The sequence below is a fragment of the Serratia sp. PF-27 genome, from assembly GCF_030053255.1.
Lineage (GTDB): Bacteria > Pseudomonadota > Gammaproteobacteria > Enterobacterales > Enterobacteriaceae > Serratia > Serratia bockelmannii.
This window is the reverse complement of record NZ_JASGBT010000021.1, coordinates 224,233-248,147: the sequence shown is the minus strand read 5'-3', so window position 1 is coordinate 248,147 and position 23,915 is coordinate 224,233. Positions and strand designations below refer to the sequence as shown.

The 23,915-nt window shown below is 60.0% G+C and carries 24 protein-coding genes, 1 tRNA gene and 1 pseudogene; 12 read left to right on the top strand and 14 right to left on the bottom strand.

Going from position 1 to position 23,915, the window contains the following annotated elements; all coding sequences use genetic code 11:
• Position 1: 1 nt before the first annotated feature.
• The 8 genes and pseudogenes from QMZ29_RS16240 to QMZ29_RS16200 form a co-directional block, all read right to left on the bottom strand.
• Positions 2-1,450 (bottom strand): GGDEF domain-containing protein, encoded by a 1,449-nt coding sequence (locus QMZ29_RS16240; protein WP_038628979.1) that lies wholly within the window; start codon positions 1,448-1,450, stop codon positions 2-4.
• A gap of 630 nt (positions 1,451-2,080) precedes the next feature.
• Positions 2,081-2,632 carry a flavodoxin family protein gene (locus QMZ29_RS16235; RefSeq protein ID WP_004940045.1) on the bottom strand — a complete coding sequence of 184 codons (552 nt, stop codon included), beginning with the start codon at positions 2,630-2,632 and terminating at the stop codon, positions 2,081-2,083.
• A gap of 327 nt (positions 2,633-2,959) precedes the next feature.
• Positions 2,960-4,490 (bottom strand): annotated as a pseudogene (locus QMZ29_RS16225) (glycosyltransferase family 39 protein).
• 125 nt (positions 4,491-4,615) lie between these two features.
• Positions 4,616-4,759 (bottom strand): hypothetical protein, encoded by a 144-nt coding sequence (locus QMZ29_RS16220; RefSeq protein WP_162846218.1) that lies wholly within the window; start codon positions 4,757-4,759, stop codon positions 4,616-4,618.
• 109 nt (positions 4,760-4,868) lie between these two features.
• Positions 4,869-5,195: a gamma-glutamylcyclotransferase family protein gene (locus QMZ29_RS16215; protein WP_049206185.1), complete on the bottom strand. Its 327-nt coding sequence runs from the start codon at positions 5,193-5,195 to the stop codon at positions 4,869-4,871.
• Positions 5,196-5,328: 133 nt separating this feature from the next.
• Positions 5,329-5,405: transfer RNA gene (locus QMZ29_RS16210), tRNA-Arg, on the bottom strand.
• 96 nt (positions 5,406-5,501) lie between these two features.
• Positions 5,502-5,798 carry a hypothetical protein gene (locus QMZ29_RS16205; RefSeq protein ID WP_043135724.1) on the bottom strand — a complete coding sequence of 99 codons (297 nt, stop codon included), beginning with the start codon at positions 5,796-5,798 and terminating at the stop codon, positions 5,502-5,504.
• Positions 5,795-6,004: a hypothetical protein gene (locus QMZ29_RS16200; RefSeq protein WP_025301819.1), complete on the bottom strand. Its 210-nt coding sequence runs from the start codon at positions 6,002-6,004 to the stop codon at positions 5,795-5,797. The genes QMZ29_RS16205 and QMZ29_RS16200 overlap by 4 nt, the downstream gene beginning before the upstream one ends.
• 205 nt (positions 6,005-6,209) lie before the next feature.
• Here QMZ29_RS16200 and folD point away from each other — a divergent pair, with 205 nt between their 5' ends.
• Both folD and ybcJ read left to right on the top strand, forming a co-directional pair.
• The gene (gene folD, locus QMZ29_RS16195) at positions 6,210-7,076 is read left to right on the top strand and encodes a bifunctional methylenetetrahydrofolate dehydrogenase/methenyltetrahydrofolate cyclohydrolase FolD (RefSeq protein WP_016928798.1); all 867 of its coding nucleotides are present in this window, start codon (positions 6,210-6,212) and stop codon (positions 7,074-7,076) included.
• A 10-nt stretch (positions 7,077-7,086) separates the two neighbouring features.
• Complete coding sequence (gene ybcJ, locus QMZ29_RS16190) at positions 7,087-7,299, top strand: ribosome-associated protein YbcJ (RefSeq protein WP_033637394.1); 213 nt, start codon at positions 7,087-7,089, stop codon at positions 7,297-7,299.
• A gap of 61 nt (positions 7,300-7,360) precedes the next feature.
• Here the strand turns inward: ybcJ and cysS are convergent, their stop codons facing one another.
• Positions 7,361-8,746: a cysteine--tRNA ligase gene (gene cysS, locus QMZ29_RS16185; RefSeq protein ID WP_261425472.1), complete on the bottom strand. Its 1,386-nt coding sequence runs from the start codon at positions 8,744-8,746 to the stop codon at positions 7,361-7,363.
• 308 nt (positions 8,747-9,054) lie between these two features.
• Here cysS and ppiB point away from each other — a divergent pair, with 308 nt between their 5' ends.
• The 4 genes from ppiB (at position 9,055) to purK (ending at position 12,020) form a co-directional block, all read left to right on the top strand.
• Positions 9,055-9,549, top strand: coding sequence for a peptidylprolyl isomerase B (gene ppiB / locus QMZ29_RS16180; RefSeq protein WP_025301816.1), 495 nt, complete (start codon positions 9,055-9,057; stop codon positions 9,547-9,549).
• Between the two features lie 10 nt (positions 9,550-9,559).
• Positions 9,560-10,282, top strand: a complete 723-nt coding sequence (locus QMZ29_RS16175; RefSeq protein WP_043135719.1) for a UDP-2,3-diacylglucosamine diphosphatase — start codon at positions 9,560-9,562, stop codon at positions 10,280-10,282.
• A 149-nt stretch (positions 10,283-10,431) separates the two neighbouring features.
• The gene (purE, locus tag QMZ29_RS16170) at positions 10,432-10,956 is read left to right on the top strand and encodes a 5-(carboxyamino)imidazole ribonucleotide mutase (protein ID WP_016928802.1); all 525 of its coding nucleotides are present in this window, start codon (positions 10,432-10,434) and stop codon (positions 10,954-10,956) included.
• On the top strand, positions 10,953-12,020 hold the full coding sequence (gene purK, locus QMZ29_RS16165; protein WP_004940189.1) for a 5-(carboxyamino)imidazole ribonucleotide synthase: 1,068 nt from the start codon (positions 10,953-10,955) through the stop codon (positions 12,018-12,020). Before purE ends, purK begins: the two co-directional genes overlap by 4 nt.
• 63 nt (positions 12,021-12,083) lie before the next feature.
• Here the strand turns inward: purK and QMZ29_RS16160 are convergent, their stop codons facing one another.
• The 3 genes from QMZ29_RS16160 to ybbA all read right to left on the bottom strand — a co-directional run bounded on the left by QMZ29_RS16160 (position 12,084) and on the right by ybbA (position 16,963).
• Complete coding sequence (locus QMZ29_RS16160) at positions 12,084-13,490, bottom strand: sugar porter family MFS transporter (RefSeq protein WP_261425473.1); 1,407 nt, start codon at positions 13,488-13,490, stop codon at positions 12,084-12,086.
• Positions 13,491-13,847: 357 nt separating this feature from the next.
• Positions 13,848-16,280 carry a putative ABC transporter permease subunit YbbP gene (ybbP, locus tag QMZ29_RS16155; protein ID WP_025301813.1) on the bottom strand — a complete coding sequence of 811 codons (2,433 nt, stop codon included), beginning with the start codon at positions 16,278-16,280 and terminating at the stop codon, positions 13,848-13,850.
• On the bottom strand, positions 16,277-16,963 hold the full coding sequence (ybbA, locus tag QMZ29_RS16150; protein ID WP_025301812.1) for a putative ABC transporter ATP-binding protein YbbA: 687 nt from the start codon (positions 16,961-16,963) through the stop codon (positions 16,277-16,279). Before ybbA ends, ybbP begins: the two co-directional genes overlap by 4 nt.
• Between ybbA and tesA the strand changes: the two genes are divergently transcribed.
• From tesA to QMZ29_RS16135, 3 genes are all read left to right on the top strand, one after another.
• Positions 16,934-17,572 (top strand): multifunctional acyl-CoA thioesterase I/protease I/lysophospholipase L1, encoded by a 639-nt coding sequence (gene tesA / locus QMZ29_RS16145; protein ID WP_161800806.1) that lies wholly within the window; start codon positions 16,934-16,936, stop codon positions 17,570-17,572. The two genes, ybbA and tesA, sit on opposite strands and share 30 nt — an antisense overlap.
• Before the next feature lie 26 nt (positions 17,573-17,598).
• Positions 17,599-18,375 carry an SDR family oxidoreductase gene (locus QMZ29_RS16140; protein WP_004940195.1) on the top strand — a complete coding sequence of 259 codons (777 nt, stop codon included), beginning with the start codon at positions 17,599-17,601 and terminating at the stop codon, positions 18,373-18,375.
• 77 nt (positions 18,376-18,452) lie between these two features.
• Complete coding sequence (locus tag QMZ29_RS16135) at positions 18,453-19,307, top strand: co-chaperone YbbN (protein ID WP_025301810.1); 855 nt, start codon at positions 18,453-18,455, stop codon at positions 19,305-19,307.
• 112 nt (positions 19,308-19,419) lie between these two features.
• On the opposite strand, the gene cfa is transcribed toward QMZ29_RS16135, so the two are convergent.
• Positions 19,420-20,571: a cyclopropane fatty acyl phospholipid synthase gene (gene cfa, locus QMZ29_RS16130; protein ID WP_197780808.1), complete on the bottom strand. Its 1,152-nt coding sequence runs from the start codon at positions 20,569-20,571 to the stop codon at positions 19,420-19,422.
• A gap of 320 nt (positions 20,572-20,891) precedes the next feature.
• Here cfa and QMZ29_RS16125 point away from each other — a divergent pair, with 320 nt between their 5' ends.
• Together QMZ29_RS16125 and QMZ29_RS16120 are read left to right on the top strand one after the other, a co-directional pair.
• The gene (locus QMZ29_RS16125) at positions 20,892-21,797 is read left to right on the top strand and encodes an SPFH domain-containing protein (protein ID WP_004940203.1); all 906 of its coding nucleotides are present in this window, start codon (positions 20,892-20,894) and stop codon (positions 21,795-21,797) included.
• 2 nt (positions 21,798-21,799) lie between these two features.
• A complete protein-coding gene (locus QMZ29_RS16120; RefSeq protein ID WP_025301808.1) occupies positions 21,800-22,261 on the top strand; it encodes an NfeD family protein in 462 nt (153 codons plus the stop codon).
• Here the strand turns inward: QMZ29_RS16120 and cueR are convergent.
• Positions 22,258-22,659 (bottom strand): Cu(I)-responsive transcriptional regulator, encoded by a 402-nt coding sequence (gene cueR / locus QMZ29_RS16115; RefSeq protein WP_025301807.1) that lies wholly within the window; start codon positions 22,657-22,659, stop codon positions 22,258-22,260. The genes QMZ29_RS16120 and cueR overlap by 4 nt on opposite strands.
• Before the next feature lie 238 nt (positions 22,660-22,897).
• Here cueR and QMZ29_RS16110 point away from each other — a divergent pair, with 238 nt between their 5' ends.
• A complete protein-coding gene (locus QMZ29_RS16110; protein ID WP_060432572.1) occupies positions 22,898-23,803 on the top strand; it encodes a LysR family transcriptional regulator in 906 nt (301 codons plus the stop codon).
• Positions 23,804-23,915 lie beyond the last annotated feature (112 nt).

Below are 23,915 nucleotides of genomic sequence, written 5' to 3'. Positions count from 1 at the left end.
GTTAACGGAACAGGATATGCTCGACGCTGTTGCCGTTGATCACGTTGAACGACTCCACCCGATTACGCCCCTGCGATTTGGCGCGATACAGCGCGATATCCGCCATATTCATCAGCTGTTCCAACGATTTCACCTCATTCATCGCCAGGCTGGCAACGCCGACGCTGATGGTGATTTTCAACGTCTGCTTGCCTTCCGCCTGCAGCTCCGTCTGCTCCACCAGCCGGCGCAAATGTTCCCCCAGCGCCACGCCCTGCGCCGCCAGCGCGCGCGGCAGCATGATAGCAAACTCTTCCCCGCCCAAGCGGCCGAACAGCTGATCGTGACGCAGCTCGCGCCGCACGATGTGCGCGAACGACGCCAAAACCTGATCGCCGGCGCTGTGGCCGTGCGTATCGTTGATCTGCTTGAAATGATCAATGTCGATCAGCAGCAACGACACCGCCTCTTTGGAACGGTGTTTATGCTCCAGCAACTCGCCCGCTTTGCGGGTCATCGCGCTGCGCGCCAGCACCCCGGTCAGAAAATCGTGGTTGGCACTGTGCTCCAGACGTCGCATCAGCTTGCGGTTGGCGGCGATGGAGCTGGCGAGGATCAGCGGCCCCATCACCAGCATGGCGATGCCCAATCGGGCGGACATCAGGGTATCGAGGAAGGCGTTGTGGTTGTTCGGCGTTTCATAAAGCACCAGGTTGGCAGAAATGCTGCTGATCTCGGTCATGCCGGTCAACAGCGTCAGCAACGTCACGGGGAACAGCGGGTAGCGTACCGCGCACCACAGCAGCGCCGGGATCGGGAAGGCGATGGCTCCCGGCCCGCCGATATAGACGCTGAACGCCAGCGACAGCAGCAACGCCAGCAACGGCAGGCAGCCTTTCAGGCGCCAACGTACCTGCATGCGCAGCAGTTGCTTCAGCCGCGGCGCCGCCATCAGCACCGGCAACAGCAGCAAGGTCGTCGAGAATTGCTCACTGAACCAAGCCAGCCAGGCGATCACCACCGTGTTGTTATAGAGGCTATCATTACGCAGCACCGACAGCGTCGACGCCACCGCCGCGCCGGCCAAACTGGCGCTGAACATATAGAGTATCGCCTGGGGCTTGCCCATGCGCCGTTGAGATTGTGGCAGCATCAGCATGATGCCGTAACCGACGGCGATCAGCGACATGTTGCAGGCGTTCAGCCACAGCGCCAGAGACCAACCTTCGCCGGTGCTGAGATCGGCGGCGACCATGCCCAGATAGGTGGTAAGCCAGCCGAGCGGCGTGCCGTAAATGGGTTTGCGCAGCAGCAAACCGAGCAGAATCGCATTCACTGGCCAAAATAAGGAAAGCGAGCCAATCGGCCGGCTAAGAATACCCACCAGGGAAAGCAAAAAAGCCAGCATGAAAAGATTGATCAGCTGAACCGTTAGCGGCAGGCCATGCCTGGCGTTTATTCTGGCGTTCATCGCCTTGCCCATATTTTGCTAATAACCAGAATAATAATGTGCATACTCTCTCGCCCGGCCAGTGAGGGATAGTCAACCCGGATTTCAACCAAAAAAGCCAGACAAATCAATAATAAAAAACGTTAACATTTAATTAACAGACTTTTCTTAGCCCCGTTCGGCTGCGGCGGGCACACCCGCGTAGCGTCAGCAAATAATGGCTACTCTGCTGTCAGCATAGCGCATAGCGTAATAGGTCGCCGACGGCGTCAATTACATTAATAAGCTTGTGGTTATTGGTCGTTGAATGATGTTTGAATAACTGCGCGATTATTTTCCTGCAACTGGGCCGCCCGTGCAATAACAACTCAAAAAAAGCCCGCATGAAGCGGGCTTGCTTGAACAACAGCAAATCGACAGTTACAACACGGCCATGCCTTGCATGCCCGTGTTGCCACGCAGTATAGCGGTGAAAGCTTAAGCAGACCTTAGCAACAAAAAACCCGGCCTAGGAACCGGGAATATTTGTACGAAATGCAGTGTTAGCCCAAGCAGGCTAATAACATTTCGCAGCCTACACGCCAATTGTGCAGAGAAAATGAACGCGGCATCCGTTCAACCGCACCGCCACCCCATCTACACGGTAAGGCCTTACGCCAGTTTGGCGGCAAAGCCCGCTACGCGCTGGCCATAGAGCTTGGCGGTCGCCAGATCGCCCGACAACATCTCATCCACGCCGGCATCCGCCGGGGTCTGCACCAGCAGCCCCACCGAACCGCCCAGGTTATTGACGTCGGTACGCTGCGCCGATTTGGTGTTGGCCGGCAGCAGCCCCAGACTGACCCACAGGCCGCCATGTTGCGAAGCCAGCGTCTGCAGTGCGATCAACGTGACCTGCTTATCGCCGTTCAGGCTGGCGCTGTTGGTAAAGCCGCCGAACACTTTGTCCTGCCACTTGCGGCCGAACCAGGCTTTGGAGCTCGCGTCGGCGAATTTCTTGAACTGCCAGGATGGGCCGCCCATATAGGTCGGCGAGCCAAAGATGATGGCGTCCGCCTCATCCAACGTCTGCCAGGCTTCGTCGCTGATGTCACCGTTCTGATCGATGGCGATCAGTTCCGCCCCCGCACCTTCCGCCACGACTTTCGCCAAACGCTCGGTATGGCCGTAGCCGGAATGAAACACCACTACTGTCTTCGCCATAGAAATTCTCCACTCATTGCACAAAGGCACCGACGGCGCCCCCTCTCGCGTTCAATCTAATCAAGCGCGCAGCGGCTGAATACCGAATAAAACTGACGGTGATATTCAAAAAAATCGCGTTACGCACCGCCGGGTATGCGCAGATAAAAAAAATCCCGCACAAGGCGGGATAAACTTAACAGGGATGGGGTAATACACTACAGGGAATGGATAACACACAACATCATCGGGTAGAGCTACAGTACCAATCCCAATGTATAGAACTGTCATCCCCGCGTAAGTTTGCTCGGCCAGATGTAACGCCGAATGGGAAATATGACATTTTGCTCAACGCACCACGAACAGGCGCGACTCAAAGCCGCCGCTCTTGAAGGTGCCGGTATTGACCCACCCGGGCGGCGAACGGCCGAAGTCCTGATTGAAATCGCCGCCGCTGACCAGCCAGACCCGGCGATGGCCTTTCGCTAACGCGCTGAGATTATCGACGTAAGTCTGCGCCGCCCGATCGTGGAAAAAGGTGCCGAAACCATAGGCATTGGGCTTGCCCGAAATGCCGTTGGGCCTGGCCGGGGTATACAACAGGGCGCGATAGCCCTGCTTGTTGTAATACACATAGCTCAGGTAGTTGAACATGTTGCTGACCACCACTGCATCGTTAGGCTGATAGAGACTGTTGATGTAGTGCACCATCACTTTGAACTCATCTTTCTCGACCGGGTAATCGTTACGCACGCCGCAGCCGAACAGCAAACTGAAGAACAGCAGCAAAGAAATCGCGCACCCGGCTTTTCGTGCCGGCGATCAGCACGCCCAACACCAGCGGAATGCCCAGCGCGGCCGAATAGAGGTAGCGATCGACAAACAGCGGCGAGCGCCAGGAAATGGCGAATACCAACGTCACCGGGATCAGAATGCCGCCGAGCAGCAGCAGCGAGAATGTTCTCGGCGTCTCCCGCCGCCACAGTAGCAATGAACATAAGGCGATAAACATCGCCGGCAGCAGCCAGAGAATGACCGTCGGATAATTGCTGCCATCATGCCCAGTGAGAAAACGCCAATACATCGCCGGCAGATCGCCCCAGGAAACCTGAGGGATCCAACCGACGTCGCCGCCGACCCGCAGCTCGGCGATATGCGCCAGCAGATTGAACAGCACCAGCAGCCAGGGAATGTAGGCCACCCCGATCGCCACATTGGCCAGCCACCACGCCGGCTGCTTGATGTAACGTACGCCTTCGCGGCGGCACGACAGCGCCAGCAGCACCAGCCAGTGAGCGATCAGCGTAAAAATCGTGAAGTAGTGGGTATAAAAGCTCAGCGTCATCAATAACGCATACAGCGCCAGGTAACGGTGGTTATCCGGCGTTTTCAGCCACTTCGCCAACGCCATGGCGGCGGCGATCGCCAGCATCCCCATCAGCGCGTACATGCGCGCCTCCTGGCTGTAACGCACCGCCATCGGCATGATTGCCATCAGCCACCCCGCTATCAGCGCCGCCCGCTCATTGGTCAACCAACGGGTAAAACGCATCGCCAACGCCACCGTCATCACGCCGAACACCAGGCTCAGCGAGCGGGCCGCCACGATGCCGTCGCCAAACAGCGCCATCCAGCCATGCAGCAACAGGTAATAAAGCGGCGGGTGAACATCGAAAGAAGCGTGGTACAGCAAAGCGCCCACGTCATAGCGGCTGGTCAGTACGCTGGAGGCTTCATCGCACCAAAAATACCGATCTGATAAGGAAATAAATCGCACGATCGCCGAAAACGCCACGATCGCCAACGCGTAATGTTTGTAACCGATGCCCTTTAAGCCGTTGTTGCTCAAAGAAACATTCGATACCTGCTGCAGTGACATAACGGCATTCCGCCCAAGAGAACCACACCGTGTGGAGACGCAGCGTCATCATTGCCGACGGCGGGTAAATAGCGGGTAAATCAGTGCGAAAAAGTCGACGCAATCACCGCGGCGCCGCGTGGCTCTCAGCGGATTTCAACGGTGATATCCGGGTAGGCTTTCTCGCCATCGCTGAGGTAATGCCCCAGCGCCCGGTAAGCCATGACGTACAGCACGGCGGCGGCGCACAGGCACAGCAAGGTCACGAGCAGGAATCTGGATTTGCGCACGATAGGCTCCATGGGGAAATTTTCGCCTATTGTAGCGCGGCAAAATAAACGAAAGTTCAATTGCCGGCGGGTCAAGCGCCTCGCACTCACTCGGCGAGGCGGCTTCATCTCATTTCTTCAACATGTAGATAAACGAATCGACGGTTTCGCCGCCGGCGGTGGAGACGCTGACCGCCACCCGTTCATACCCCTCACCTTCGAACGCATCGAGAGTCGGCCAGTGGTTGACGAGATTAGCTGAACGGAACAGAAAACCGTTCACCCGATTGCCGCTGTTATCCAACACGATGCCTGGGTAGCCCATCTCGGCGCCCCAGCCTTCGTTAAGCAGCGATCCGCCGACGCTGCCTTCTTCCCAGCTGCCGCCGATGGCTTCCATAATGTGCGCGTTGGGTCTGCCCGGCCCCAGGGTGCCGTAAACGAATAAGCTTTGCATGTTGCTCTCTGCCACTGACTAAAAGTTAGCGAACGAACATAGCATGGCGCTCAATGGCGAGCCAACGAGAGTATGGATTACACAGTCGAATTTTTGAGGGAACAAGTCGGGGGGAAGAAAATCAAGGAAGTAATGGCACGCCCTATAGGATTCGAACCTATGACCTACGGCTTAGAAGGCCGTTGCTCTATCCAACTGAGCTAAGGGCGCATTGAGATGCGGCAACCTGTGGTTGCGGGTTGCGATTATACGGTCAGAGGTTAGCGAGTCAATGCCTTTTCATGACGTTACGGCGGCGACGGCGCTTTATGGCGTTTTTTCCGCCAGCGCCCGCGCTATGTTACGGTGCGCCAGGCCGACCGCGGTATCGCCTGGTGTGCGCTCAGCCTCTTGCCGCCCACCGCCCCGCCGCAGACAAAGGCGCGTAGACTGTACCACTGCGGCAATATCCCCCCAATCGGCATGCTCAACCACCTGCATATTGCAGGTCGCTTCCCCCCTTTCCCCCAATGCGGAGTCAGGGCGTGCGCTGTTTAAGGATGCCTGGCTCCACGGCGCCCAAGCCAGCAATAGCGCGCAACCTCCCCATGCGCTGCCGTTCATGCGCACAGCTTCCGCCACAGCGCGCTCAGGCGCGCCCGCCACGACGGCGCTGCCTGGTGCTGGCCGAGCTGATGCAGCGCGGTGAGTTGCGCACTGCCCGCCGGATGCCGTGAAGAATCGAACACCGTCTCCCCTACGTGTTTAGGCTCCGCCGGTTGCTGATCAGGTTGATGATGCAACGGATAAAGCCGGGTTATCGCTCTCATGATCCTGCCCTCTTTCGCCCTGTGTATGGCCCCAGCGTATGCAAATGCAGGTAAAAATGGCGTAGGGGATCCTGAGGCCGATATAAAAAAAGCGTAAATCGCCGTCGGCAACGGCGGCGAGGGTGATTCTGCGCCTGACAGCGCGCTCAGCTTCTGCCAGAATAGCGGCATCCCCGCTTTTCTTAATTGATGGATTTCCACACTGATGTCAGCAAAGATTATTGATGGTAAAACGATTGCGCAGCAGGTTAGAAACGAAGTGGCTGAGCAAGTGAAACAACGTCTGGCGGCCGGCAAGCGCGCCCCAGGGCTGGCGGTTGTGTTGGTCGGCGAGAATCCGGCTTCGCAAATTTACGTCGCCAGCAAGCGCCGCGCCTGCGATGAAGTCGGCTTCCTTTCCCGCTCCTACGACCTGCCCGCTGCCACCAGTGAAGCCGAGCTGCTGGCGTTGATCGACCAGCTGAACGCCGACGCAGAAATCGACGGCATTCTGGTGCAGCTGCCGCTGCCGGCCGGTATCGATAACGTCAAGGTGCTGGAACGCATCCACCCGGACAAAGACGTCGACGGCTTCCACCCGTACAACGTCGGCCGCCTGTGCCAGCGCGCGCCTAAGCTGCGCCCGTGCACGCCGCGCGGCATCGTTACCCTGCTGGAGCGTTATAACATCGATACCTACGGCCTGAATGCCGTGGTGGTCGGCGCGTCCAACATCGTCGGCCGCCCGATGAGCATGGAGCTGCTGCTGGCCGGCTGCACCACCACCGTCACCCACCGCTTCACCAAGAATCTGCGTCATCACGTCGAAAACGCCGATCTGCTGGTGGTGGCGGTCGGCAAACCGGGCTTCATTCCGGGCGACTGGATCAAACCGGGCGCCATCGTGGTGGACGTCGGCATCAACCGCTTGGAAAGCGGTAAAGTGGTGGGCGACGTCGATTTCGACGCCGCCAGCGAGCGCGCCGCCTACATCACCCCGGTGCCGGGTGGCGTTGGCCCGATGACCGTTGCTACACTGATCCAAAATACCTTGCAGGCCTGCGAGGAATATCACGACGTTCAACCTAAATAAGTAAGGCAGTATGGAAATTTTCAATCTGGACAATCATCCCCACGTCGAACTGTGCGATCTGCTGAAGTTCCAGGGCTGGTGTGAAAGCGGCGGCGCCGCCAAAGAAGTGATCGCTGAAGGGCAGGTGAAAGTCGACGGCAAGGTCGAAACCCGCAAGCGCTGCAAGATCGTCGCCGATCAGGTGGTGGAGTTCAACGGCGGCAAGGTCATGGTTAAACCCTAACCCGCTGCCATAGAAAAAGGCGCTGAATTCAGCGCCTTTTTTGTTTTTCCCTGCGGCCGGATTACTTACGGCGCCAGGTGGTGCCCTGCGGGCCGTCTTCCAGCACGATGTTCATCTCGTTTAACCGATCGCGAGCGGCATCCGCCAGCGCCCAGTCTTTGGCGGCACGCGCTTCGTTACGCTGTTTGATCAGCGCTTCAATCTCCGCTACTTCGCCGTCATCAACCTGAGCGCCCCCTTGCAGGAACTGCTCCGGCTCCTGCTGCAGCAGGCCGAGCACTTTCGCCAGCTTGCGCAGTTCCGCCGCCATGCCGTTGGCCGCCGCCATGTCTTCACCCTTGAGGCGGTTAACCTCGCGCGCCAGATCGAACAGCGCCGAGTAGGCTTCCGGGGTATTGAAGTCGTCGTCCATCGCTTCGCGGAAGCGGGCTTCGAACGCTTCGCCGCCGGCCGGTGCGGCGTCGGCATCGGTGCCGCGCAGCGCGGTATAGAGGCGCTCCAGCGCGGTGCGCGCCTGCTTGAGGTTCTCTTCGCTGTAGTTCAGCTGGCTGCGATAGTGGCCGGACATCAGGAAGTAACGCACCGTTTCCGCATCGTAATGGCCGAGCACGTCGCGGATGGTGAAGAAGTTATCCAGCGATTTGGACATCTTCTCTTTGTCGATCATCACCATGCCGGAGTGCATCCAGTAATTGACGTACGGGCCGTCGTGGGCGCAGCTCGACTGCGCGATCTCGTTCTCGTGGTGCGGGAACATCAGATCGGAACCGCCGCCGTGGATGTCGAAGTGGGTGCCCAGCTGTTTGCAGTTCATGGCGGAGCATTCGATATGCCAGCCCGGACGGCCCGGCCCCCACGGTGACTGCCAGCTCGGCTCGCCTGGCTTGGACATTTTCCACAGCACGAAGTCCATCGGGTTGCGCTTCACGTCGTCGATTTCCACGCGCGCGCCGGCCTGCAGCTGATCCAGATCCTGGCGCGACAGCAGCCCGTACTGCGGATCGCTGTCGATGGAGAACATCACGTCGCCGTTGCTGGCCACATAGGCGTGATCGCGATCGATCAAGCGCTGCGTGATCTCGATGATCTCGGCGATATGCTGGGTCGCGCGCGGCTCTTGATCCGGACGATCGATCAGCAGCGCGTCGAAGTCGGCGTGCATTTCCGCCAGCATGCGTTCGGTCAGCTGGTCGCAGGTCTCATGATTTTCCGCCGCGCGGCGGATGATTTTGTCGTCTACGTCGGTGACGTTGCGCACGTAGTTCAGCGAATAGCCGATATAGCGCAGGTAACGCGCCACCACGTCGAAAGCGACAAAAGTACGACCGTGGCCGATGTGACACAGGTCATAAATGGTTACCCCGCACACGTACATGCCCACTTTCCCGGCATGAATGGGTTTGAATTCCTCTTTTTGACGACTCAGGGTATTAAAAATCTTTAGCATCGGGAGATTCCGTGGTGTGCGTGATAACAAAAAAGATAACCGGGCTTCAGGTTTCCGCCCGGTAGCGTATTGAAACCTGAAGCCTGATCTATTGCAAGGTTAAGGCCATGCTTTGCTGGCTTCACGCGAAGAAAACGCGCAAAATTCGGCGGTCAGCGCAATTGTTATAATATAACATAAACACAATTACCACAGACAGTGCGCGGTTGAGCCGCTGCTGACTCGCTAGGGCGGATATGTTATAAGGGCGGTCTGAATGTTCACTCGCTTTACGTGACGTCTCACTTCACCTTGTTAGGATTAAAACTATGGTTACTTTCCACACCAATCACGGCGATATCGTTATCAAGACCTTTGCTGACAAAGCGCCGGTTACCGTTGAAAACTTCCTGAACTACTGCCGCGCCGGTTTCTACGACAACACCATCTTCCACCGTGTGATCAACGGCTTCATGATCCAGGGCGGCGGTTTCGAGCCGGGCATGAACCAGAAAGCGACCAACGCGACTATCAAGAACGAAGCCAACAACGGTCTGAAAAACACCATCGGCACCCTGGCAATGGCACGTACCAACGATCCGCACTCCGCCACCGCACAGTTCTTCATCAACGTGGCTGACAACGACTTCCTGAACTTCCGCGGCGAAAACGCGCAAGGTTGGGGCTACTGCGTGTTTGCAGAAGTGGTTGAAGGCATGGACGTGGTCAACAAGATCAAAGGCGTGAAAACAGGCCGCAGCGGCATGCACCAGGACGTACCGGTAGAAGACGTCGTGATCAATAGCGTGACCGTCAGCGAGTAATCGCGGCTGCATGAGTACGCTGTTCATCGCAGATCTGCACTTGTGCGCACAGGAACCGGCAATCACTGCCGGTTTTCTGCGTTTTTTACGGCGCGAAGCGGTGCATGCCGACGCGCTGTACATCCTCGGCGACCTGTTTGAAGCCTGGATCGGCGACGACGATCCCGAGCCGCTGCATGCGGAGATCGCCGCGGCGCTGAAAACGTTGCAACAGGCCGGCGTGCCCTGCTATTTCATCCACGGCAACCGCGATTTTCTGCTCGGCAAACGCTTCGCCCGCGCCAGCGGCATGCAGCTGCTGCCGGAAGAAAAAGTGCTGGAGCTGTACGGCCGCAGGATCCTGATCCTGCACGGCGACACCCTGTGCACTGACGATCAAGCCTATCAGCAATTCCGCCGTAAAGTGCACAACCCGCTGATTCAAAAACTGTTCCTCGCGATGCCGCTGCGCTGGCGACTGAAGATCGCCGCCAAGATGCGCGCCCGCAGCCAGCAATCCAACCAGTACAAGTCGGACGCCATCATGGACGTCAACCCGCAGGCGGTCGAGCAAACCATGCTGCGCCACGACGTGCACTGGATGATCCACGGCCATACCCATCGCCCGGCGGTGCACCGGCTGGCATTGAGCAACGGCGAAGCCCATCGCGCGGTGCTGGGTGCCTGGCACGTCGAAGGATCGATGATCAAAGTCAGCGCCGACGCCGTCGAGCTGATCTCATTCCCATTCTGAATTCCGCACTGGCGCGCGAGTAAAAATTCGCGCTTTCGACGGTGAAAACCGGCGACGCAACCGTTTTCCTCGCCGTGCGCTCATGGTATGCTCTACGCCCTCATTCGGCCCTCAGCCGACGCCAGAAAAATCACAGGAGCCTTACACCCATGGGAGCCAACGCCGCTTCAGCCGCCAATACCGGGGCGAAAATCGCAATTGTAATGGGATCGAAAAGTGACTGGGCCACCATGCAGTTCGCCGCCGAAGTCCTGACCCAGCTCGATGTCCCCTTCCATGTCGAAGTCGTTTCCGCTCACCGCACGCCGGACAAGCTGTTCAGCTTCGCCGAGCAGGCTGCCGCCAACGGCTTTGACGTGATCATCGCCGGCGCCGGCGGTGCGGCGCACCTGCCGGGCATGCTGGCGGCGAAAACCCTGGTGCCGGTGCTGGGTGTGCCGGTGCAAAGCGCCGCGCTGAGCGGCGTAGACAGCCTGTACTCCATCGTACAGATGCCGCGCGGCATTCCGGTGGGCACGCTGGCGATCGGCAAAGCCGGCGCCGCCAACGCCGGGCTGCTGGCGATGCAGATCCTGGCGCTGCACGACGCCGCGCTGGCGCAGCGTTTGGCGGACTGGCGTCAGGCGCAGACCGAAGATGTCTTGAACCACCCCGATCCGCGGGAGGACGCATGAAGCCGGTTTGCGTACTGGGCAACGGCCAACTGGGGCGCATGCTGCGCCAGGCCGGCGAACCGCTGGGCATCGCCGTCTACCCTGTCGGCATCGATGCCGAACCTGAAGCGGTGCCGTATCAGAACAGCGTCATTACCGCCGAGATCGAACGCTGGCCAGAAACCGCGCTGACGCGCGAGCTGGCGACCCACAGCGCCTTCGTCAACCGTGACATCTTCCCGCGTCTGGCGGATCGCCTGACGCAAAAACAGCTGCTCGACCAGCTCGGCCTGGCGACCGCGCCGTGGCAGCTGCTGGCGAGCGCCGCCGAATGGCCGCAGGTGTTCGCTGCGCTGGGCGAGCTGGCGATCGTCAAACGCCGGGTCGGCGGCTATGACGGCCGCGGCCAATGGCGCTTGCGCCCGGGCCAGGAAGCCGAACTGCCGGCCGACGCCTATGGCGAGTGCATCGTCGAGCAAGGCATCAATTTCTCCGGCGAAGTGTCGCTGGTGGGCGCGCGCGGCCACGACGGCCGTTCGGTATTCTACCCGCTGACCCACAACCTGCATGAAGACGGCATCCTGCGCACCAGCGTGGCGCTGCCGCAGCCCAACCCGGCACTGCAGCAACAGGCCGAGCAGATGCTGGCGGCGATCCTGAACGAGCTGAATTACGTCGGCGTGATGGCGATGGAGTGCTTTATCGTCGGCGATCGGCTGCTGATCAACGAACTGGCGCCGCGCGTGCACAACAGCGGCCACTGGACGCAAAACGGCGCGTCCATCAGCCAGTTCGAATTGCACCTGCGCGCGATTCTCGGCCTGCCGCTGCCGCAGCCGGTGGTGAGCACGCCGTCGGTGATGGTCAACCTGATCGGCACCGCCGTCAACGAACAGTGGCTGTCGCTGCCGCTGGTGCATCTGCACTGGTATGAGAAAGAGGTGCGCCCGGGCCGCAAGGTCGGCCACCTCAATCTGAACGACCCGAGCGCCGCCGATCTGCGCCAGGCGCTGCAGGCGCTGGCACCGCTACTGCCGGGTGAATACCAAAGCGGGCTGGCCTGGGCACAGCAGAAGCTGGCTTAACGGTTTATACCGCCGAAAAGAAGAAGGTTCAGCCCAGGCTGAACCTTTTTTTTGCCGCAAAGATCAACGCGAGCCGATGTTACGCAACGGTTTGCCGGCCATCAGATTGCGTTCAATCTGTTCCAGAGAAATATTTTTCGTTTCCGGGATCAGCGCCAGCGTGATGAAAACAAACAGCACGTTAAGCCCCGCATAGACCCAAAAGGTGTGAGCGCTACCCAACGAATTCAGCATGGTCAGGAATGTCGCCCCCACGATCATATTGGCGATCCAGTTAGTGGCGGTGGAACAGGTGATGCCGAAATCGCGGCCTTTCAATGGCTGGATCTCTGAGCACAGCACCCAAATCAGCGGGCCGGCGCTCATGGCAAAGCCGACGATAAACATCAGCAGCATGACGATGGCGAAATATTGCTCCGCCGCCGAGTTCATGCCGATGTTCATCATGGTTCCCAGCGCCCCCATGCCGACGGCCATCACGATAAACCCAAGGATCAAAGTGGGCTTGCGGCCCCAGCGGTCTACCAGCCCAATAGCGATAAAGGTGGCCAGCACGTTGACCAGACCGACGATCACCGTGCCCCACATCTGCTGTTCCGTACTGGCGAAGCCCGCCAGACCGAAAATCTTCGGCGCGTAATACATGGTGACGTTCATCCCGGTGAACTGCTGCATCACCTGAAGAAGAATGCCAAGGAAAACCGCGCGGCGGAAATTTTTATTGCCTTTGAACAACGCCCAACCGCTTTGCTTCAGTTTGAGGCTTTCACGAATTTCATTCAGTTCATACTGCGCCTGGGCACTGCTGTCGCGCAGCTTCTCCAACACCTGACGCGCCTGCTCATGACGATTGCGCGAGGCCAACCACCGCGGGCTGTCAGGTAAAAAGAACACGCCGACCAACAACAGCCCGGCCGGGATGGTGATGACGCCCAACATCCAGCGCCAGGCACCGGTATAGCTGAATGCCGTATCAGACAGGTAAGCGGCCAGAATGCCGATGGTGATCATCAATTGATACATCGAGATCATGCTGCCACGGATTTTCTCCGGCGCGATTTCAGAAAGATAAATCGGCGCGGTATAAGAAGCGATCCCCACCGCCAATCCCAGCAGAATACGTGAAACGATCAACACCTCCACGTTGGGGGCGAACGCAGAACACAGCGATCCCGCCACGAAGAGGATAGCGCCGATCATCAAACTGTATTTGCGCCCCAGCCGGAAGTTCATCCAGCCGCTGCCGATGGCGCCGACGGCGGCGCCAAACATCATTGAGCTGACCACCCACTCCTGCTGAGAGCTGGTGATCTGAAAAGTCTCGGTAATAAACGGCAGGGCGCCGGCGATCACGCCGATATCAAGACCGAACAGCAGGCCGGCCAAGGCGGCTAAAAAACAGACGAAAAAAGTCATGCCGACATGAGTCGGGCTTTTCTCCGCCGGTGTCACTTTGACGGTATCGCTCATACAGCCTCCAAGAGAAAACGGTCATCAGTGTGCGACATGATAGGAGGCAATGCGTCGAAGATAAGTGAGTGCGATCACATTAGTGAAAACGGTTACATTCCATTAAAAATGGATATGCTGTTTTTTAAGGTGGATAAAGTCGCTTAATTTATGCATAACCCTATAAATTAATGCATAAAATAGGCGAAACCGACCTGATATCCGTTGCACCGATTATCAAAAGCAGTCGTATTGACACAACATAAATGTAATCGATTTCACTCAAGGTAGGCATGAAGAGGAATAGCACCAGTAACGCGCCCAAGAAAAACGGCAGGCCCGGCCACGCTTGGCGGCAACGGACCTGCGACAGCAAGATCAGCCCTCATAACTGCGGAACAGCGCCCGGCCGCGCAGCAGGCGCACGCCCAGCCAGCCGCCGCACAGCGACAGCAGCAGCGCGCTGGCCAGCGGCAGCGCCCACCACAGCACCGGCGTCGGCGTCCACGGGAAGTCAAACACCCGGCTCTGCAGCAGCCACAGCGCCGCCTCGGCGCCTACCGCCGCCGCGATGCCCGCCACCAGCCCCAGCAGGGCGAACTCGCACCACAGCGTGCGGCGCAGCAGCCGTTTGCCGGCCCCCAGCGTGCGGTACACCACCAGCTCCTGGCGGCGCTGACGCATGCCGACCTGCACCTGTGCCAGCAGCAGTAGGCCGCCGCACAGCACCACCAGCACCACCATCACCTCCAGCGCGCGGCTGACCTGTTGCAGCACGCCGCCGACCTGTTTCAGGATCGCGCCGATGTCCAGCAGGCTGAGCGTTGGGAACTGGCGGTTGAGCTGGGTCAGCATCTGGCCGTCGCCGTCGTAGCGGAAGCTAGTGAGCCAGGTCTGCGGCTGGCCGTCCAGCGCGCCCGGCGGGAAGATAAAGTAAAAGTTCGGCTTCAGGCTTTCCCAATCCACCTGGCGCAGGCTGGTGACTTTGGCGCTGAACGCCTGGGTATCGCCGCTGAAGGTCAGCGTGTCGCCCAGCGTGATCTTCAGCCGCCCGGCGATACCTTCATCCATCGAGACTTCGCCGCTTTTCGGCGGCCAATTGCCCGCCACCAACGGATTGTGATCCGGCAGTTCGGCCAGCCAGGTCAGGTTCAGCTCACGGTTCACCGCCTCGCCGCCCGGATCGTCTTCATGCACCCGTTCGGTCGCCACCTGCTGGTTTATCTCGGTCAGGCGCACCCGGACGATCGGGTAATAGGTTTCCGGTTTGATCTGGTGCTGCTGCAGGAAGGTTTTCACCTGCGGCACCTGCGCCTCGGTCATGTTGAGCAGGAAATAGTTCGGGCTGTCCGGCGGCAGCTGTTGCTGCCAGCGTTCGAGCAGATCGCCGCGCAGCACCAACAGCAGCGCCAGCAGCATGAACGACAGCGAGAACGCCGCCAGCTGGCTGATGGTCACCCACGGCTGATGCAGCAGGCGGTTGACCGCCAGCCGCAGCGCCAGGCTCTTGAGCGTGATGCGGCGCAGCAGCAGCAGGCTGCCCCAGCCGATGCCGCCCAGCAGCAGCGCCAGTACCGCCATACCCGCCAGGATCGCCCACAGCAGCGTGCTGGCCCCCATCAGCGTCACCAACAGCGCCACCACGATCGCCACCGTCACCGGCAGGAAGTAGCGCAGCGGCCAGACGTTGGCCACCACATCGCGGCGCAGCACCCGCAGCGGCTGGGTAGCCAGCAGCTGGCGATACGGCCGCAACCCGACCAGCAGCGAAATCAGCACCAGCGCGCCGAGCGCCCACAGCCACGGCCAGGCGCCGGCGGCGGGCAATGCAGCCGGCAACACCGGTTTCAGCAGGCGAATCAGCAGCGCTTCGAACGCCAGCCCGATCGCCCCGCCGCACACCGCCGCCAGCGCCATCACCGCCAGCCACTGGCCGACGATCAATTTACGCAGCGCGCCGCGCCCGGCACCAAGAGTTTTCAGCACCGCAATCAGATCGTAGCGGCTGCGGCAATAGTGGCTCATCGCCACCGCCACGGCAGCGATCGACAACAGCAGCGTCAGCAGAGCCGACAGCAGCAGGAACTGTTGGGAGCGCTGCAGCGACTTGCCGAGCGCGCTGCCGGACTCCTGTAGCCCGAACCAGCGCTGATCCGGCGTCAACTGCGGCGTCAACCGCGCTTCGTAACGCTGAATATCCGGCTCGGCGCCGGCGAACATGTAGCGGTAGGTCAGCCGGCTACCCGGCTGCACTGCGCCGGTCTTATCGACGTCCGCCAGGTTGATCATGATGCGCGGCGCGGTCTGGAACGGATTGAAACCGGCGTCCGGCTCCTGAATTATTTCACCGGCGATGCGCAGCGTGGTGTCGCCCACCTCGAGCGAATCCCCCACTTTCACGTTCAGCAGCGCCAGCAAACGCGGCGCCACCAGCACGCTGCCCGGTTCGGGCTGGATGTTGGCCGGGCGCGTTTCCAGCTTGCCGTACAGCGGATAGGCCAGATCGGTGGCTTTCACGTCCGCCAGCTGCGGCCGATCGCCGGCATAGGTCATGGTGGTGAACGACAGCTGACGACTCACCTTCAGCCCCTGTTGCTGCGCGTCCAGCAGCCAGCCTTCCGGCACCGGATGCGCGCTGCGCAACACCCGATCGCCGGCGATAAAGTCACGGCTCTGCTGGCTGAGCCCTTTGTCCATGCGATCGCTGATGCTGCCCAGCGCCAGCACGCAGGCCACGGAGAGCGTCAACGCCAACCAAACGATCAGCAGCGACGGCGAGCGCCATTCGCGCCAGAACCAGCGCCAGATCATGCTTCCTCCCACAGCTTGCCTTCACGCAGCCGCAGCCGCCGCTGGCAGCGCGCCGCCAGGGTTTCGTCATGGGTCACCAGGATCAGGGTAGTGTCAAAATCGCGGTTGAGGGAAAACAGCAGGTCGGCGATGCGATCGCCGGTCTGACGATCGAGGTTGCCGGTCGGTTCATCGGCGAACAGCACCCGCGGTCGGCCGCTGAAGGCGCGCGCCAGCGCCACGCGCTGCTGCTCGCCGCCGGACAGCTGCGCCGGCAGGTGATCGAGCCGTTTCCCCAGCCCCAACTGATCGAGCAGTTGCACCGCCTGCTCGCGGCTCTGTCTGTCGCTCTCGCCGCGCAACAGCGCCGGCAGCTGCACGTTCTCCAGCGCGTTCAGCGTCGGCACCAGCATGAACGACTGAAACACGAAGCCGACATTCCTGGCGCGCAGCGCGGCGCGCCCCTCTTCGTCCAGCGCGGTCAGCGACTCGCCGAGCAAGCGCACCTCGCCTTCGCTGCCGTCATCCAGCCCGGCCAAAATGCCCAGCAAGGTCGATTTCCCCGATCCGGATTCGCCGATCAGAGCGATCGTCTGCGCGGGTTTGACAAGCAGCTCGACTCCGGTAAGGATGGTGAGCTGATGCTCACCCTGACCAACGTGTTTACTAAGATGATGAACTTCAAGAACGTTTTCCGCTGGCATCTTCCCTTCCTTTTGCTGTTGGGATTATTCAGTTTACGCGCTGCCGCCGCCGATACCTTGTTGATTTTGGGCGACAGTTTAAGCGCCGGCTACCGCCTGCCGATCGAGCGGGCGTGGCCGACGCTGTTGGCCGAACAGTGGCAGAAAAAGTCGGGCGCGCCGCAGCTGGTCAACGCCAGCATCAGCGGCGACACCGCCGCGCAGGGGCTGGCGCGTCTGCCCGCGCTGCTGAAACAGCATCAGCCGCGCTGGGTGCTGATCGAGCTGGGCGCCAACGACGGCCTGCGCGGCTTCCCGGCGCAGGACGTACAGCGCGATCTCGGCCAAATCATCACGTTGGTGCAGCAAGCCGGCGCGCAGCCGCTGCTGATGCAGATCCGCATCCCGCCGAACTACGGCCGCCGCTATACTGAAGCGTTCAGCGCCGTCTACCCGGCGCTGGCCAAACAGTTCAACATTCCGCTGCTGCCGTTCTATATGGAACAGGTGGTGGTGAAGCCGGAATGGATGCAGGATGACGGATTGCACCCCAATGGGGATGCCCAGCCGTTTATCGCCACCTGGATGGCGGAGCGCCTGGAGCCTCTAGTAAAGCATGAGTCTCACTAAATTAGGGTCGTACACTAGGTAAAGTTATGCAAAAAGCGGTATTGATAACCGGCTGTTCCAGCGGGATAGGCTTGATTGCGGCGCAGGATCTGCGCAACCGCGGCTACCGGGTGCTGGCTGCCTGCCGCAAACCGCAGGACGTGGAAAACATGCGCCAGCTCGGGCTGGAAGGCATCGAGCTGGATCTGGACGACAGCGCCAGCGTCGAGCGCGCCGCCGCCGAGGTGATCGCGCTGACCGACGGCCGCCTGTACGGCCTGTTCAATAACGGCGGTTTCGGCGTTTACGGCCCGCTCAGCCGCATTTCGCGCAGCCAGCTGGAGCGGCAGTTCGCCACCAACCTGTTCGGCACCCACCAACTGACCCAACTGTTGTTGCCCGCGATGTTGCCGCACGGCGAAGGGCGCATTATTCAGACCAGTTCGGTGATGGGCCTGGTTTCCAGCGCCGGGCGCGGCGCCTACGCCGCCAGCAAGTTCGCGCTGGAAGCCTGGTCGGACGCGCTGCGCATGGAGCTGCACGGCAGCGGCATTCAGGTCAGCCTGATCGAACCGGGGCCGATCTCCACCCACTTTAGCCAGAACGTCAACCAGGCGCAGAGCGACAAGCCGGTGCACAATCCCGGCATCGCCAAGCGCCTGACGCTGCCGCCGGAGGCCATTCTGCCCAAACTGCGCCACGCGCTGGAAAGCCCGCGCGCCAAATTGCGCTACCCGGTGACCCTGCTGGCGCACGCCATGAGCGTGCTGCGCCGCATTTTGCCGGGCCGCTGTCTGGATTGGCTGCTGCGCAGCAACGCTTAATTCGCCCGCCGGGGTTGAAGAATGGCGGCGCGCCCCCATCTACACCCCATGGCTCCGCACGATCAGAGAGAAAAAAGATGCTAGCTCAAGCTGTTGTTGATATTAACGAAACTAACCTGCACCAGACGCTGGAACAGTCGATGTCCATTCCGGTGCTGTTCTACTTCTGGTCCGAGCGCAGCCAACACTGCCTGCAGCTCACGCCGGTGCTGGACAAGCTGGCGGCGGAATACGCCGGTCAGTTCATTCTGGCCAAGGTGGACTGCGACGCCGAACAGATGATCGCCTCCCAATTCGGGTTGCGTTCGATTCCGACGGTCTACCTGTTTAAAGACGGTCAGCCGGTCGATGGCTTCCAGGGCCCGCAGCCGGAAGAAGCGATCCGCGACTTGCTGCAGCGTTTCCTGCCGAAGGAAGAAGATCTGAAACTGGCGCAGGCGCAAGAATTGCTGGCCGCCGGCAACGCCGCCGAAGCGCTGCCGCTGCTGAAAGACGCCTGGCAGAGCAGCCAGCAGCGCAGCGACATCGGTCTGACGTTGGCCGAAACCCAGATCGCCCTCAGCCGCAGCGAAGATGCCGAAGCGGTGCTGGCGACCATCCCGCTGCAGGATCGCGATACCCGCTATCAGGGGCTGGTGGCGCAGATTGAACTGTTGAAGCAGGCGGCGGACACGCCGGAAATCCAGCAGCTGCAACAACAGGTGCAGCAGCAGCCGGACAACGTCGAACTGGCGGTGCAGCTGGCGCTGCAGCTGCATCAGGTCGGGCGTAACGAAGAAGCGCTGGAACTGCTGATGGGGCATCTGAAGAAAGATCTGGCCGCCGCCAACGGCAGCGCGCGCAAAACTCTGATGGACATTCTGGCCGCGCTCGGCACCGGCGACGCGCTGGCCGCTAAATATCGCCGCCAGCTGTACTCTCTGCTGTACTGATATCCGTCACACTTGAAGCTGCATCCAGGCGGCAAACGTGAGAAGCCCTGGGAACTTAGATAACTAAGTGACCAGGGCTCGAACATGCAGCCAGCTTGAAATATGACGGGGATTAGCGATAGACCCGCACCCCGCCCTCCACGCCCGCCGGGCTGAACAACACCTGCCACAGCTGAATGTTGCGCGAACGGAATGCGCCGGCGCAGGCGTTCAGGTAATAGGTGAACATGCGTTCGAAGCGCTCGGAATAACCGCCCATCAGATCCGGCCACGCCCGTTTGAAGTTCTCCAGCCAGGCCATCAGCGTGCGATCGTAATCGGCGCCAAAGTTGTGCCAATCCTCCATCACGAAACGCCCTTCGCTGGCCTCGGCAATATGCCGCACCGAAGGCAGGCAACCGTTGGGGAAGATGTATTTGTCTATCCAGGCGTCGACGTTAAGGTCGGTCTGATTGGAACCGATGGTGTGCAGCAAAAACAGGCCGTCAGGCTTCAGGTTGCGCGCCGCGACGCTGAAATAGGTGTCGTAGTTTTTCGGCCCGACGTGCTCGAACATGCCGACCGACACAATGCGATCGAACTGACGATCCAGATCGCGGTAGTCCTGCAGCAAGATCTCGACGTCCAGCCCGGCGCAGCGTGCCTGCGCCAGCTTCTGCTGCTCGGCCGAAATGGTCACGCCGTGCACCGTGACGCCGTAGTTTTGCGCTGCAAACTGCGCCAGCCCGCCCCAGCCGCAGCCGATATCCAGCAGCGTCATGCCCGGTTTCAACTGCAGTTTTTCGCAGATCATCCTGAGCTTGGCCTGCTGCGCCTGCTCCAGCGTCTGCGCCTCTTTCCAGTAGCCGCAGGAGTATTGCAAGTAAGGGTCGAGCATCGCCCGGAACAGGTCGTTGCCGATGTCGTAGTGTTCTTTGCCCACCTGCCAGGCACGCTTGCGCGATTGGCGGTTGAACAGCCGGGCATAGGCGATGCGCGCGATGTCGCTCAGGCTTTTCGGCAGCCGCTCATCGACGCCGGCCTGCAAAATGCGGGTGAACAGCATATCCAGCCGTTCGCACTCCCACCAGCCGTCCATATAACCTTCGCCGAAGCCGAGCGAGCCTTCCTGCAAAATGCGTTTGAACAGCGCCGGGTTATGCACCCGGATATCCCAGGCGCGCGGGCCGTTGATGGCGACGCCGGCTTCCGCCAACATCTCCTCCACAATGCGATACCAACGATCCTTCTTCTGGGCGAGTTCATCAACACTGAGCGAATCCATAACAATCCTTGGCCGAAATGTCATTTCAAAAAGCATAGTCGCAAATAAAAATGACAACTTTTTGACGGTAAATACAGGGGGTGTTTTTACTCTAGCCAAGGCGAGCAACAGCATGAAATGAATAAAAATTATTGAAATCATGCCATTTAGGCATACTTATTTTTCAGCTGTGCCACACTTGTCGTGACAACACTCTGTTCCAGACGCGGGATCCACCGCTCGCGGGTTGCGTCAGCGCCCTGGATTAAGTCGCGGTATCAGTAGGCATTTTTCCGGCGCTGACGTAATATCTGTTTACATATGTCTGACAGGAGGTTTGCATGCTTACTTTTATTCCCATCGTGATCGTCGTCGCGCTGATTGTGGTGTTCGCCGGCGTCAAAATTGTGCCGCAGGGGTTCCAATGGACGGTAGAACGCTTCGGCCGCTACACCAAAACGCTGATGCCGGGGCTGAACCTGGTGGTGCCGTTCATGGACCGCATCGGCCGCAAAATCAACATGATGGAGCAGGTGCTAGATATCCCTTCCCAAGAGGTGATTTCCCGCGATAACGCCAACGTCGCCATCGATGCGGTCTGCTTCATCCAGGTGGTCGATCCGGCGCGCGCCGCCTACGAGGTCAGCAACCTCGAACAGGCGATCGTCAACCTGACCATGACCAACTTCCGCACCGTGCTCGGCTCAATGGAGCTCGACGAAATGCTGTCGCAGCGCGACAGCATCAACAGCCGCCTGCTGCACATCGTCGATGAAGCGACCAATCCTTGGGGGGTGAAAATCACCCGTATCGAGATCCGCGACGTGCGGCCGCCGGCGGAACTGATCGCCTCGATGAACGCCCAGATGAAGGCCGAGCGCACCAAGCGTGCCGACATCCTGGAGGCAGAGGGGGTGCGTCAGGCGGCCATTCTGCGCGCCGAGGGGGAGAAACAATCGCAGATCCTGAAGGCCGAGGGAGAACGCCAGTCGGCATTCCTGCAGGCGGAAGCGCGTGAACGCGCCGCCGAGGCCGAGGCGCGCGCCACCCAGCTGGTATCCGACGCCATCGCCAGCGGCAACATTCAGGCGGTGAACTACTTCGTGGCGCAGAAATACACCGACGCGCTGCAGAAGATCGGTTCCTCCAACAACAGCAAAGTGGTGATGATGCCGCTGGACGCCAGCAGCCTGCTCGGCTCGATCGGCGGCATTACCGAACTGCTGAAAGAAAGCAAAGGCAAATAATCATGCTCGAACTGATCGCGGCGAATCCGCTGTGGTTCTGGCTCTCTCTCGGGGGCGTGTTGCTGGCGGCGGAAATGCTCGGCGCCGGCGGCTACCTGCTGTGGAGCGGTGTGGCGGCGCTGTTGGTCGGCGCCCTGATCTGGCTACTGCCGCCGCTTTCCTGGGCATGGCAAGGCATGATCTTCGCCGTCCTGACCGTCGTCGTCGCTTACCTGTGGTGGTACTGGCTGCGTCGGCGCCCGGCAGCCGCATCCGGCGGGTCGCCGGTGCTCAACCAGCGCAACCGCCAGCTGATCGGCACCCGCGCCACGCTGACGGAGCCGATGCACAACGGTATGGGGCGCATTAATATCGGCGACAGCAGCTGGCGCGCGCAGGCGGCGGAAGATCTGCCCGCCGGCACCGAGGTGGAAGTGGTGGCGGTGGAAGGGGTCACGCTGGTGATCCGCGCCATCAGCCGTTAATTAGAACGACAACACCCCGCCAGGTTATTGATGATGGGGCACTCCGCCCCCTCATCGCCCGGGCATTGTTCCGCCAGCGTCAGCAGGCGCTGGCGCATGTTCCCCAGCTCGCTGATGTGCTTTTCGATCTCCGCCACCTTCTGCAGCGTGCGTGCCTTCACGTCGGCGCTGTGGCGGGCCGGATCGTTGAACAACGCCACCAGTTCGCGGCACTCGTCCAGGTTGAAGCCCACCTGCCGCGCCTGACGCAGCAGCGTCAGCTCTTCGACATGCTTGGCGGAATAGTGGCGGTAACCGTTGTCGCTGCGGATCGGGGCGGTAATCAGCGCTTTCTCTTCGTAAAAACGAATCGTCTTGCTGGTTAACCCGGTTTTTTTCGCGACATCGCTAATATTCATTTGCTCCTCCCAAACCGCTCTCAAGTGAAAGCCGCTTTAATTTTAACGAACTCGCCCTGCCGTCTCCAGGCCAACTCACTATACGGAAAATTAAGTAAACGAATGAAAGCTTTCGTCAATGGCGTCTGTAGTTTTCCCTTCTCATCCCACTTGGCCGCCTGTTATTGGCTATAAAACTTATTTTTTTTTCCGCATACTCTCGGAATAAGAGCGATTCTCATTCGGAGTATTGATATCGATGCGCCCCGACCTGAACATGTTGTATGCCCTTGAAGCGTTGCTGGAGGAAGGTAGCGTCGTCGGCGCTGCGCGACGCATGAATCTGAGCCCGCCGGCGATGAGCCGCGCGCTGGGACGCATCCGACACACCGTCGGCGATCCGATCCTGGTGCCTTCAGGGCGAGAACTGGTGCCAACGCCGCGCGCCATCGAGATCCGCGACCAGCTCAAAGATGCCCTGCAACAAGCCACCGCGGTTCTGGCAAAAAGCGGCGATATCGATTTACGCAGGCTGGAAGCGCGTTTCAACGTCCGGGCCAACGACATTTTCATTGGCATCTATGCCGGCAAACTGCTCGACATCATGCAAACGCAGATGCCTTGCGCGACGCTGTGCTTTACCCCTGAAGAAAACGATGTCGACAACGAAGCGCTTCGCACCGGACGAATCGACCACTTCATCAGCGCATCGCGCCCGTTCGGCAAAGAGATGCACGTTCAGCCCTTGTTTTCCACTCACATGGTCGGCGTGGTTGGCGCGAATCATCCGATTCTCGCGGAGGATATCACGCCGGCGAGCCTTGTCCGCTGGGGACATATCGGCGTATCGCGCCGCGGCAAAAACCATGGCCCGCTGGATGAAGCGTTGGCCCGGCACGGGTTAGCCAGAAAGGTGGCGTTGGTGGTCCCTACGCCAAGCAGCGCCCTGCTGGCTCTGAACGCGACCGACTTTATTCTGTCCTTACCGGAACAGCTCGCTCACGCCGCGCGGCAAGCCGGCCTTGACATCGCCACGTTCAAACTGCCGGTAGCCCTGGCAGATATACTTATCACGCAGACCTGGCATCCGCGCCACCAGCACGATCCGGCTCACCAGTGGCTGAGGCGCACCATCCGTACACTTACAGAATCGCGTATAACATAACCGCCCGCAGACGTGCGTTTAACGCACGTCTGGCGTGCAATATGGCAACTTCCGCCTTTTTGCGGCCACTTTTACACTCCCCTCGTCGTTATGCCACCGTCGATGAGGAAGT

What these genes read in the sequence shown, in the direction of transcription:
- QMZ29_RS16240 (WP_038628979.1), bottom strand. Translation starts at nt 1,450, where the DNA reads ATGAACGCCAGAATAAACGCCAGGCATGGCCTGCCGCTAACGGTTCAG.
- QMZ29_RS16235 (WP_004940045.1), bottom strand. Translation starts at nt 2,632, where the DNA reads ATGGCGAAGACAGTAGTGGTGTTTCATTCCGGCTACGGCCATACCGAG.
- QMZ29_RS16215 (WP_049206185.1), bottom strand. Translation starts at nt 5,195, where the DNA reads ATGCAAAGCTTATTCGTTTACGGCACCCTGGGGCCGGGCAGACCCAAC.
- QMZ29_RS16205 (WP_043135724.1), bottom strand. Translation starts at nt 5,798, where the DNA reads ATGAACGGCAGCGCATGGGGAGGTTGCGCGCTATTGCTGGCTTGGGCG.
- QMZ29_RS16200 (WP_025301819.1), bottom strand. Translation starts at nt 6,004, where the DNA reads ATGAGAGCGATAACCCGGCTTTATCCGTTGCATCATCAACCTGATCAG.
- folD (WP_016928798.1), top strand. Translation starts at nt 6,210, where the DNA reads ATGTCAGCAAAGATTATTGATGGTAAAACGATTGCGCAGCAGGTTAGA.
- ybcJ (WP_033637394.1), top strand. Translation starts at nt 7,087, where the DNA reads ATGGAAATTTTCAATCTGGACAATCATCCCCACGTCGAACTGTGCGAT.
- cysS (WP_261425472.1), bottom strand. Translation starts at nt 8,746, where the DNA reads ATGCTAAAGATTTTTAATACCCTGAGTCGTCAAAAAGAGGAATTCAAA.
- ppiB (WP_025301816.1), top strand. Translation starts at nt 9,055, where the DNA reads ATGGTTACTTTCCACACCAATCACGGCGATATCGTTATCAAGACCTTT.
- QMZ29_RS16175 (WP_043135719.1), top strand. Translation starts at nt 9,560, where the DNA reads ATGAGTACGCTGTTCATCGCAGATCTGCACTTGTGCGCACAGGAACCG.
- purE (WP_016928802.1), top strand. Translation starts at nt 10,432, where the DNA reads ATGGGAGCCAACGCCGCTTCAGCCGCCAATACCGGGGCGAAAATCGCA.
- purK (WP_004940189.1), top strand. Translation starts at nt 10,953, where the DNA reads ATGAAGCCGGTTTGCGTACTGGGCAACGGCCAACTGGGGCGCATGCTG.
- QMZ29_RS16160 (WP_261425473.1), bottom strand. Translation starts at nt 13,490, where the DNA reads ATGAGCGATACCGTCAAAGTGACACCGGCGGAGAAAAGCCCGACTCAT.
- ybbP (WP_025301813.1), bottom strand. Translation starts at nt 16,280, where the DNA reads ATGATCTGGCGCTGGTTCTGGCGCGAATGGCGCTCGCCGTCGCTGCTG.
- tesA (WP_161800806.1), top strand. Translation starts at nt 16,934, where the DNA reads ATGAACTTCAAGAACGTTTTCCGCTGGCATCTTCCCTTCCTTTTGCTG.
- ybbA (WP_025301812.1), bottom strand. Translation starts at nt 16,963, where the DNA reads ATGCCAGCGGAAAACGTTCTTGAAGTTCATCATCTTAGTAAACACGTT.
- QMZ29_RS16140 (WP_004940195.1), top strand. Translation starts at nt 17,599, where the DNA reads ATGCAAAAAGCGGTATTGATAACCGGCTGTTCCAGCGGGATAGGCTTG.
- QMZ29_RS16135 (WP_025301810.1), top strand. Translation starts at nt 18,453, where the DNA reads ATGCTAGCTCAAGCTGTTGTTGATATTAACGAAACTAACCTGCACCAG.
- cfa (WP_197780808.1), bottom strand. Translation starts at nt 20,571, where the DNA reads ATGGATTCGCTCAGTGTTGATGAACTCGCCCAGAAGAAGGATCGTTGG.
- QMZ29_RS16125 (WP_004940203.1), top strand. Translation starts at nt 20,892, where the DNA reads ATGCTTACTTTTATTCCCATCGTGATCGTCGTCGCGCTGATTGTGGTG.
- QMZ29_RS16120 (WP_025301808.1), top strand. Translation starts at nt 21,800, where the DNA reads ATGCTCGAACTGATCGCGGCGAATCCGCTGTGGTTCTGGCTCTCTCTC.
- cueR (WP_025301807.1), bottom strand. Translation starts at nt 22,659, where the DNA reads ATGAATATTAGCGATGTCGCGAAAAAAACCGGGTTAACCAGCAAGACG.
- QMZ29_RS16110 (WP_060432572.1), top strand. Translation starts at nt 22,898, where the DNA reads ATGCGCCCCGACCTGAACATGTTGTATGCCCTTGAAGCGTTGCTGGAG.